The 8,962-nt window shown below is 65.2% G+C and carries 8 protein-coding genes, 1 other RNA gene and 1 pseudogene; 6 read left to right on the top strand and 4 right to left on the bottom strand.

The window, feature by feature from the left end; translation table 11 throughout:
- From H8A92_RS38435 to H8A92_RS38420, 4 genes and pseudogenes are all read left to right on the top strand, one after another.
- Window positions 1-1,062 (top strand): ATP-dependent helicase C-terminal domain-containing protein (locus tag H8A92_RS38435; protein WP_274613579.1); only part of this gene is annotated, 1,062 nt, incomplete at its 5' end.
- Window positions 1,063-1,522: 460 nt separating this feature from the next.
- A pseudogene (locus H8A92_RS38430) lies at window positions 1,523-1,699 on the top strand (nitrate reductase); the annotation flags it as partial.
- Between the two features lie 189 nt (window positions 1,700-1,888).
- Complete coding sequence (locus H8A92_RS38425) at window positions 1,889-2,389, top strand: TIGR02281 family clan AA aspartic protease (RefSeq protein ID WP_163160813.1); 501 nt, start codon at window positions 1,889-1,891, stop codon at window positions 2,387-2,389.
- A gap of 301 nt (window positions 2,390-2,690) precedes the next feature.
- Window positions 2,691-4,190, top strand: coding sequence for a phosphomannomutase/phosphoglucomutase (locus H8A92_RS38420; protein WP_229200485.1), 1,500 nt, complete (start codon window positions 2,691-2,693; stop codon window positions 4,188-4,190).
- A 145-nt stretch (window positions 4,191-4,335) separates the two neighbouring features.
- On the opposite strand, the gene H8A92_RS38415 is transcribed toward H8A92_RS38420, so the two are convergent.
- The 4 genes from H8A92_RS38415 to H8A92_RS38400 form a co-directional block, all read right to left on the bottom strand.
- Window positions 4,336-4,836 (bottom strand): Lrp/AsnC family transcriptional regulator, encoded by a 501-nt coding sequence (locus H8A92_RS38415; protein ID WP_212021204.1) that lies wholly within the window; start codon window positions 4,834-4,836, stop codon window positions 4,336-4,338.
- A gap of 76 nt (window positions 4,837-4,912) precedes the next feature.
- A complete protein-coding gene (locus H8A92_RS38410; RefSeq protein ID WP_229200484.1) occupies window positions 4,913-5,860 on the bottom strand; it encodes a sugar kinase in 948 nt (315 codons plus the stop codon).
- 79 nt (window positions 5,861-5,939) lie between these two features.
- Window positions 5,940-6,890, bottom strand: coding sequence for an NAD(+) diphosphatase (gene nudC / locus H8A92_RS38405; protein ID WP_229200483.1), 951 nt, complete (start codon window positions 6,888-6,890; stop codon window positions 5,940-5,942).
- Window positions 6,891-6,896: 6 nt separating this feature from the next.
- Window positions 6,897-7,316: an HIT domain-containing protein gene (locus H8A92_RS38400; protein WP_212021210.1), complete on the bottom strand. Its 420-nt coding sequence runs from the start codon at window positions 7,314-7,316 to the stop codon at window positions 6,897-6,899.
- Between the two features lie 111 nt (window positions 7,317-7,427).
- On the opposite strand from H8A92_RS38400, the gene ffs reads away from it, so the two are divergent.
- An RNA gene (ffs, locus tag H8A92_RS38395) (signal recognition particle sRNA small type) lies at window positions 7,428-7,524 on the top strand.
- Between the two features lie 109 nt (window positions 7,525-7,633).
- Window positions 7,634-8,962, top strand: a 1,329-nt coding sequence (locus H8A92_RS38390) for a DNA polymerase III subunit gamma/tau (protein WP_229200482.1), incomplete at its 3' end; no start/stop codon positions are given.

Raw genomic sequence — 8,962 nt, 5'->3', positions numbered from 1 at the left:
GCCACACGGGCAGTTTCTGCCGGGGCCACCCCCTTCCCCAACCCCTCCCCGCAAGGGGGAGGGGAGCCCTACCGCTCTAGCGTCTCCAACGCAGACCTTTCGACCGGCGTCATGTTGGCCTTCGCGTTTCCGGATCGGGTCGCGAAGAACCGCGGCAATGGCAGCTTCGTGTTGGCCAATGGCCGCGGCGCCGCCGTCGAGCAGACCGCGGCGCTGGCACGGCTGCCCTTTGTCGCGGTCGCCGAGTTGACCGGCACGGCCGCGAACGGCCGCATCCTGCTGGCGGCGCCGATCACCCAGGACGAGATCGAGCAGCGCTTCGCAGACCAGATCGAGAATGTCGAGGAGGTGACGTTCGATCGCGGTGCGATGGCGCTGCGCGCGCGGCGCCGCCGTTCGCTGCATGCGATCACGTTCGCGGAGGCGCCGATGCCGCTCAAGCCATCGGCCGAGTCCGCGCGCATCTTCGCCGACGGCTTGATCGCGGCCGGGCTCGACCGGCTGCCCTGGTCGAAGCAAGCCAAACAATGGCGCGACCGCGTCATGTTCCTGCGCAAGGCCGAGGACGACAGCTGGCCCGATCTGTCGGACGCGGCGCTTGCCGCGCGTGCCGACGACTGGCTGGTGCCTGCACTCTACGACAAGACCGCGCTGAAGGATCTGTCGGCCGGTGATCTCTCGGACGCGCTGCTGACGCTGCTGCCGTGGGAATTGCGTGCGCGGCTCGATCGCGAGGCGCCGACGCATTTCGAGGCGCCGACCGGCACGCAGCTTGCGATCGATTACGAGGCCGAGCAGGGGCCGACCATCGCGGTGCGGTTGCAGGAGCTGTTCGGGCTCAACACCCATCCCTCGATCGCCAAGGGCGCGGTGCCGCTAGTGCTGGAACTGCTGTCGCCGGCGCAGCGCCCGGTGCAGGTGACGCGCGATCTGCCGGGTTTCTGGCGCGGCAGTTACGCTGCCGTGCGTTCCGATCTGCGCGGCCGCTATCCGCGTCATCCCTGGCCGGAAGATCCCGCCAGCGCGATGCCGACCAGGCGCGTGAAGCCGCGCGGCACCTGATATCGGCACAAGCGTTTCGCGTGTTGTGCTAGCTAGACTAGACCACCGCTATTGCAGCACTCTCGCCTGTCATCACCCGGCTTGACCGGGTGATCCAGTACGCCGCGGCCTCTCGGCTCAAGCACAAGCGTCTCTGGAATACTGGATCGCCCGGTCGAGCCGGGCGATGACGGTGGGTTGTGAGGACGCCCGGCCGATCCGCTGATCGACAGCGCGGCTTAGCTAAGAGCATCGTTGCAGTCGCAAGCTCAACCCAACTAAATCATGCTTCAAGAGCACAGGTCTCCGCATTTCCCGATCATGCCATTCGGTTGCGCTGGCGAGTGCCGGCAAACGGTGATTAGATTTGCAGACTGGGATGGGATCACGGGCTCGCACTTTTGGGGAGGCCGGCATGGACTTCAAGAACCTGGAGATCAAGAACGGCATCGCCGTCGCTGTACAATGAAGACCTGGCGCCAGCGCCCTGATCGCAGCCGCCGTCGGCGCCCTGTTCTCGTCGGTGCTGCCGAACTTCACCTCGATCCTGCCGGCGTGGTGGACGGTCTATGGCTGGTTCTTCGGTGTCGGCATCGCAGGCGCGGTCTATTACTCGCTGCGCGTGGCGATGCCGAGCCCGGTCGCCAGGACGGCCTGAGGGCTGCAAATTCCGGCTTTGAGAGGCGACCGATGTCATTCGGCCGCCTCTCCGGGCTCGCATTAACTCTTCGCTCATCCTTTTCGCCAAAATGGCAGGCTCGCGCTGTCGCGCTTGCTCGCGGCTGGGCGTCCGGCGTGGTGAAATTGAGTGGTCGGTTTTCCCGAGTATGGTGTCATGCGTAACCTGATGATTTTCGCGGCCATCCTGATCGGGCTGGGCACCTTCATGGCCCAGATGGCCAGCAAGATGGCGCCCGCCGCCGCAACCACCGCAAGGCAGACCACCGCCCCCGCCGTCACGGTCGCGCAGGCCAGCGCCCGTACGCTGAGCATCGCGCCCGATCCGCGCGGTCATTTCGAGACCGACGGCCGGATCGACGGACAACACATCAACTTCATGGTCGACACCGGCGCCTCGGTGGTCGCCCTGAACGAGACCTCGGCCGCACGCTTCGGCCTGCGTCCGGTGCCGGGCGATTACACCTCGCGTGTCACCACCGCGAACGGCACCATCAAGGCCGCCCGCGCCCGCATCGCCATGATCGAGATCGGCGGTCTCACCGTGCGCGACGTCGACGCCCTGGTGCTGCCTGACGAGGCGCTGTCGGAAAACCTGCTCGGCCTGTCCTTCCTGTCGAAGCTGAAGCGCTTCGAATACGCCAACGGCAAATTGTTGCTGGAGCAATAAATCCAGTCTCACAGGGCACCGTGCAACAAACTCGCTGTCGTCCCTGCATGGTACGCAATTGCGCACGAGGGCCGAGACCCATAACCACGAATGGGTGTTTTTAGAAAATCGTCTCGCCGCGTGCCCATTGCGCTGGCCGCAGCGTATGGGTCCCGGCCTTCGCCGGGACGACGATTGGGGATATTTGCCGCCATTTCCGCCGTAATTGTCGGCCACCAGCCCCAGTCCCACCTTTCGCCCGGCCTGCGCATTCGCTAAGGCTGCGACGATGTCTTTCTGCATGCGACCATAAGGCCGACCCATGTTTCCGAAGCCGAAATCCGCGCTGGTCCCCAACACCTATGCGTTCGAATCCGAGCCGATGGTGAAGCCGACCGGGTTTCGCGAATACGACGCGCGCTGGCTGTTCAACAAGGAGATCAACCTGATGGGCGTGCAGGCGCTGGGCATGGGGCTCGGCGCGCTGATCGCGGAGCTCGGCGTCAAGCAGGAGATCGTCACTGGTCACGATTTCCGCGGCTATTCCGCCTCGATCAAATACGCGCTGATCTCGGGCCTGATGGCGGCGGGCTGCAAGGTGCACGACATCGGGCTTGCGGTGACGCCGATGGCCTATTTCGCGCAGTTCGACCTCGACGTGCCCTGCGTCGCGATGGTCACCGCCTCGCACAACGACAATGGCTGGACCGGCGTGAAGATGGGCGCCAACCGTCCGCTGACTTTCGGCCCCGACGAGATGACGCGGCTGAAGCAGATCGTGCTCGACGCCGCGTTCAATAACAAGGCCGGCGGCTCCTACCAGTTCCACGAGAACTATCCGGCGCGTTACATCGCCGACCTCACCAGCCGGCCGAAGCTGAAGCGCAAGCTGAAGGTGGTGGCGGCCTGCGGCAACGGCACCGCGGGCGCATTCGCGCCGCAGGTGCTGGAGGCGATCGGCTGCGAGGTGATCCCGCTCGACACCGAGCTCGATCACACCTTCCCGAAATACAATCCGAATCCGGAAGACATGGAGATGCTGCACGCGATCCGCGATGCGGTGCTGGCGCACAAGGCCGATATCGGCCTCGGCTTCGACGGCGACGGCGATCGCTGCGGCGTGGTCGACAACACCGGCGAGGAGATCTTCGCCGACAAGGTCGGCGTCATGCTGGCGCGCGACATGTCGGCGATCAACGCCAATGCGCAATTCGTCGTCGACGTGAAGTCGACCGGGCTGTTCGTGACCGATCCGGTGCTCTCGAGGCAGGGCGCGAAGACGGTCTACTGGAAAACCGGGCATTCCTATATGAAGCGCCGCACCAACGAACTCGGCGCGCTCGCCGGCTTCGAGAAGTCCGGCCACTTCTTCTTCAACAAGCCGTTCGGCCGCGGCTATGACGACGGCCTGGTGTCGGCGATCGCGATCTGCGAGATGCTCGACCGCGCGCCCGGCAGGTCGATGGCCGATCTGAAGAACGCGCTGCCGAAGACCTGGTCGTCGCCGACCATGTCGCCGCATTGTGCCGACGAGGCGAAGTACGGCGTGGTCGATGCCGTGGTGAAGCACTTCGAGACGCTACAGCAGAACGGCGGCAAGGTCGCGGGCCAGAGCATCCGCGATCTCGTCACCGTCAATGGCGTGCGCGTCACCGTCGAGGACGGCAGCTGGGGCCTGGTGCGCGCCTCCTCGAACAAGCCGGAACTTGTGGTCGTGGTGGAAAGCCCGGCCAGCGAACAGCGCATGCGCGACATGTTCGAAGCGATGGATTCCGTGCTGCGCACGCACCCCGAGGTCGGCGCGTACAATCAGAAGATTTGAGCTGGGTACTCGCCGCGAAGAATGGTGTCATCACCCGCGAAAGCGGGTGATCCAGTATTCCAGAGACGGTCGTTATTGAGCCGAGAGGCCGCGGCGTACTGGATCGCCCGGTCAAGCCGGGCGACTACAGTTGGGAGGTGGGGTCCTACGCCGCCGGCACCGGCAGCGCCGTCACCGACTTGATCTTCTCCATCGCGAAGCGCGAGGTGACGTTCTTCAGCGGCACGGCACTGATCAGCTTCTTGTAGAAGACGTCGTAGGCCTGCATGTCCGCGACCACGACGCGCAGCATGTAGTCGACGTCGCCGGCCATCCGGTAGAACTCCATCACCTCGGGCATGGCGCTGACGGCGTCGGCGAATTTGCGCAGCCAGGCTTCCGAATGGTCGGCGCTCTCGACCGAGACGAACACGGAGATCCCAAGCCCGATCTTGTTCTGATCGACCAGCGCCACGCGGCGCAGGATCACGCCGTCGGCCTCGAGGCGCTGGATCCGCTTCCAGCACGGCGTCGACGACAGCCCGACCCGGTCGCCGATCTCAGCGACGGAGAGCGAGGCATCCTCCTGCAATACGGTCAGGATCTTGCGATCGATCGCGTCGAGGCGGCGGTTGTTGTCATGAAGCTGAACGGCGAGTTCGGACATAGAAGAAAGTTCCATATGAAGGATCAATATCCCTCATATAGAGAAAAATCTTCTCGCGCAAGCGGTTCCTCACTGGTCAGGCCGGCCGCGCCTCGGCGTGTTCGCTCAAAAACGCTTCAACTTCAGCACGTTGCGGTGCGGCATAAGCACCCCCGAAACGGGTGCATTTCAGCGCTGCGGCGGCCGAGGCGAAACGGAGGGCCTGCCGCAGCTCCTGCTTCTCGGTTATGGCCAGCGCAAACGCCCCATGGAAGACATCGCCGGCGCCCAGCGTGTCGACGGTATGGACCGGGAAGGCCGGCGTCTCCTCGAGCCCGCCCTTCTCGTTGAGCCAGATCGTGCCCTGCGGGCCGCGCGTGCCGGCCAGGAAGGAGGGGGTGAGCTTGGCGAGCTTCTGCAGCGCCTGGCCGTCGTCGGTGACGTCGGCAGTCTGCTGCAGCGGCTCGCTGGAGAACACCAGATGGGAGGAGGCCGTAAGCAGGCCTTCCCGCATCGACATCGCGCGGTCGACGTCGACCACCACGGGAATACCGCGCCGGACGGCCTCGGCGCACAGCTCGGTGCAGAACGGCGCGCAGCGGCTCTCGGTCAGGATCGCCGCGCAATCCTCCAGCAGCAGCTCGGTCGGCGGCAGCTTGACCTTCCAGAGCTCCGGGTCGCGGAAGGTGACGATGGTGCGCTCGCCGGTGTCGTCGATCATAATCGCTGAAATCGGGGTGACCAGGTCCGGCATGTGGATCAGATGGTTGGTCTCGATGCCCTCCTGGGCCAGCTTGTCGAAGATGTAGCGGCTCGAGGTTTCCCGCGAATCGCCCATCGGTCCGCAGATCGAGGCGCGGCCGCCGAGCCGGACGATGCCGATGGCGGCGTTCAGCGCGTTGCCGCCGCAGATCTCGTCGAAATGGGTCGCGTTCTCCTTGGAGCCGCGCGCCGGAACATTGACGCGGAAGGTCAGGTCGCGCACCGGCAGTCCGATGCAGAGGATGCGGGGCGGGACTTTCGGGGCGCCGTCTTGAAAATTCATGCAAAGGTCCGTCGCAATGGTTCCGTCAACTGGCACAAGCCGTGCCAGATTTAATCGGCAGAACGATGTCCGGTTCCCGCTATTGGTCGAGCGGGTTTCGGTGGTGCACCCAGCGGCCGAGCAAATGATGGGCAATCGCAAACGGATGCGGACCGGCGAGGCCGTCGGGATGCTGGCGCTTGAGCATCAGCGTCGCCTCGGCGTGGTCGAACCAGCGCGCGTCCTCCAGCTCGGTGCGGTCGACCACGATGTCTTCGTTGGTCGCGCGCGCGGTGCAGCCGATCATCAGCGATGACGGATAGGGCCAGGGCTGCGTCATGTAGTAATTGACGTCGGTGCAGCGGATGCCGGATTCCTCGAAGATCTCGCGCCTGACGGCGTCCTCGATGGTCTCGGCGGCCTCGACGAAGCCTGCGAGGCAGGAATACATCCCGGGCATGAACTGCTTCTGCCGGCCGAGCAGCACCTTGTCGCCTGACGTGACCAGCATGATCACGACCGGATCGGTGCGCGGAAAGTGCTCGGCCTTGCAGCTCGGGCATTCGCGCTTCCAGCCGCCCTCTCTCATTGCCGTGCGGGTGCCGCAGTTCGGACAGAAGCCGTGGCGCTGATGCCAGGTCACCATCGACTTCGCCATCGCGATGGCCGAGAGCTGTTCGGGCGGCACCACGCCCTGCATCGCCATGCCGCGCAGTTCGGTGATCGCGACGTCGCCGCGGCCGACCAGCTTCTCCGCCGCCTGCGGCGCGATCCCCATGCCGAAGATCGGCGCGCTATCGCGTAAGCCGAGGAAGATCGTGCCGGGGTTGGCGCCGTAGCCGCGGGCCTCCTCCAGCGACAGCAGCGCGCGGGCCCCGCCATCCTCCTGCTTCACCACCAGCGAGTCGCGATAGATCACGTAGGCGCGAGCCTCGCGATGGCTCTCCAGCGCGAACAGCTTCTCGTCATTGCCGCGCAAATGCGCGGCGCGGTCGAGCACATGGGTGACGAAGGCCGGCTGGCCGAGCGGAAATGAATCGGATGCGGACATTGAATTTCAACCCAACCAGATCTTGCGGCGAAGCGCGCTGATGAAATTCTGCACTTCCTCGGCGTCATGCGCCAGCGGCGGCATCACGCCCCAAACGGGACGCGGCCATGCAGCGTCGCTGGTGCGGCGCGCGATGACATGGACGTGAAGCTGCGGGACCAGGTTGCCGAGGGCTGCGACATTCAGCTTGTCGCATTTGGTGACCTCTTTCAGGGCCCGCGAGACCCGGGTGATCTCGGTCATCAGCTGCGCCTGCTCGACCTCGTCGAGGTCGATGATCTCGACCGCGCCGTCGCGCCGCGGCACCAGCAGCAGCCAGGGATAATGCGCATCCTTGATGACGAGCACCTTGCACAGCGGCAGGTCGCCGATGTCGATGGTGTCTTTGTTGAGCTGCGAATGCAGCGACCAATTGGAGGCGGGCATGAGGGGCAAATAATGCCTTTCCGTGTTCCCAGACAAGCCCCACAAAGCCAGCCTTACAAAGCCGGGTCAGGCCGCTTGCTTTCCGGCGGTTTTGGCCCCAAATAGGGACCGGGAGATTGGCGGTGGACGAGCCACTCGCCAACCGGGTCAGGTCCGGAAGGAAGCAGCCCTAACGAGGTCCGGATCGGGTCGCTCGTCAGTCTCCTACCTGTTTTTCCGAGCGAATCGCGCTGGAATGGCGGTCTCCGCGCCCGGCGCTCGATTTTGGCTCCTATCCGCACGCCGGCTGAAGAGACACCCAAGTTGCGGATCGACGCATGAATGACGCTGGCGACCCCTCCAAACCGTCCGACGGCGCAGGCCAGAGCGGTTTCGATCTCGGCGCAGCGCCGGACGCCGCAAAACCCTACCGCGTTCTCGCCCGCAAATACCGCCCCTCCAGCTTCGAGGATTTGATCGGCCAGGAGGCCATGGTCCGCACCGTCTCGAACGCGTTCGAGACCGGGCGGATTCCGCAGGCCTGGATCCTCACCGGCGTCCGCGGGGTCGGCAAGACCACCACCGCGCGCATCCTCGCCCGTGCCTTGAACTACGCCAAGCCGGACGGCTCGGTGAAGGGGCCGACCATCCACATGCCCGACCTCGGCGTGCACTGCCAGGCGATCATGGAAAGCCGGCACATGGACGTGCTGGAGATGGACGCCGCGTCCCACACCGGCGTCGACGATGTCCGCCAGATCAATGACAGCGTGCGCTATGCACCGGCGAGCGCGCGCTACAAGGTCTACATCATCGACGAAGTCCACATGCTGTCGACGGCGGCGTTCAACGCCTTCCTGAAGACGCTGGAGGAGCCGCCGGAGCACGCCAAGTTCGTGTTCGCCACCACTGAGATCCGCAAGGTTCCGATCACGGTGCTGTCGCGCTGCCAGCGCTTCGACCTGCGCCGCGTCGAGGCCGACGTGCTGATGAAGCATCTCGGCAACATCGCGACCAAGGAAGGCGTCGAGGTCGAGCCCGAGGCGCTCGGCATCATCGCGCGCGCCGCCGAGGGCTCGGTGCGCGATTCGCTGTCGCTGTTCGACCAGGCGATCGCGCATGCCGCCGGCAATGTGAAGGCCGATGCGGTGAGACAAATGCTCGGCCTCGCCGACCGCACCCGCGTGATCGATCTCTTTGATTCGCTGGCGCGCGGCGATCTCGCCGGCGCCTTCGCCGAGTTCCGCGCGCAATATGACGTCGGCGCCGATCCGGTGGTGGTGCTGTCCGACCTTGCCGAGTTCGTCAATTTCGTCACCCGCGTGAAGTTCGTGCCGGCAACTGCCGACAATGTCGCGTTCGGCGAGACCGAGCGCGTGCGCGCGCGGGAGTTCGCCGCCAAGCTGTCGACGCGGGTGCTGTCGCGGATGTGGCAGATGCTGCTCAAGGGCATCGCCGAGGTGCAGACCGCGACGCGCCCGGCCGCTGCCGCCGAGATGGTGCTGGTGCGGATCGCTTATGTCGCCGATTTGCCGACGCCGGATGAAGCGATCCGGATGATGATCGAGCAGAATGGTGGCGGCGCTGCGCCCGCGACATCAGGCTCCGCCGCATCGACCCCGTCACGCGCGGCGCCGTCCGCGGCGATGTCGGCCATGCCGTCGGCG

It is taken from the genome of Bradyrhizobium acaciae (assembly GCF_020889785.1).
Classification (GTDB): Bacteria; Pseudomonadota; Alphaproteobacteria; order Rhizobiales; family Xanthobacteraceae; genus Bradyrhizobium; species Bradyrhizobium acaciae.
The sequence above is the reverse complement of the archived record's forward strand: the minus strand, read 5'-3'. Positions and strand labels throughout refer to the sequence as shown.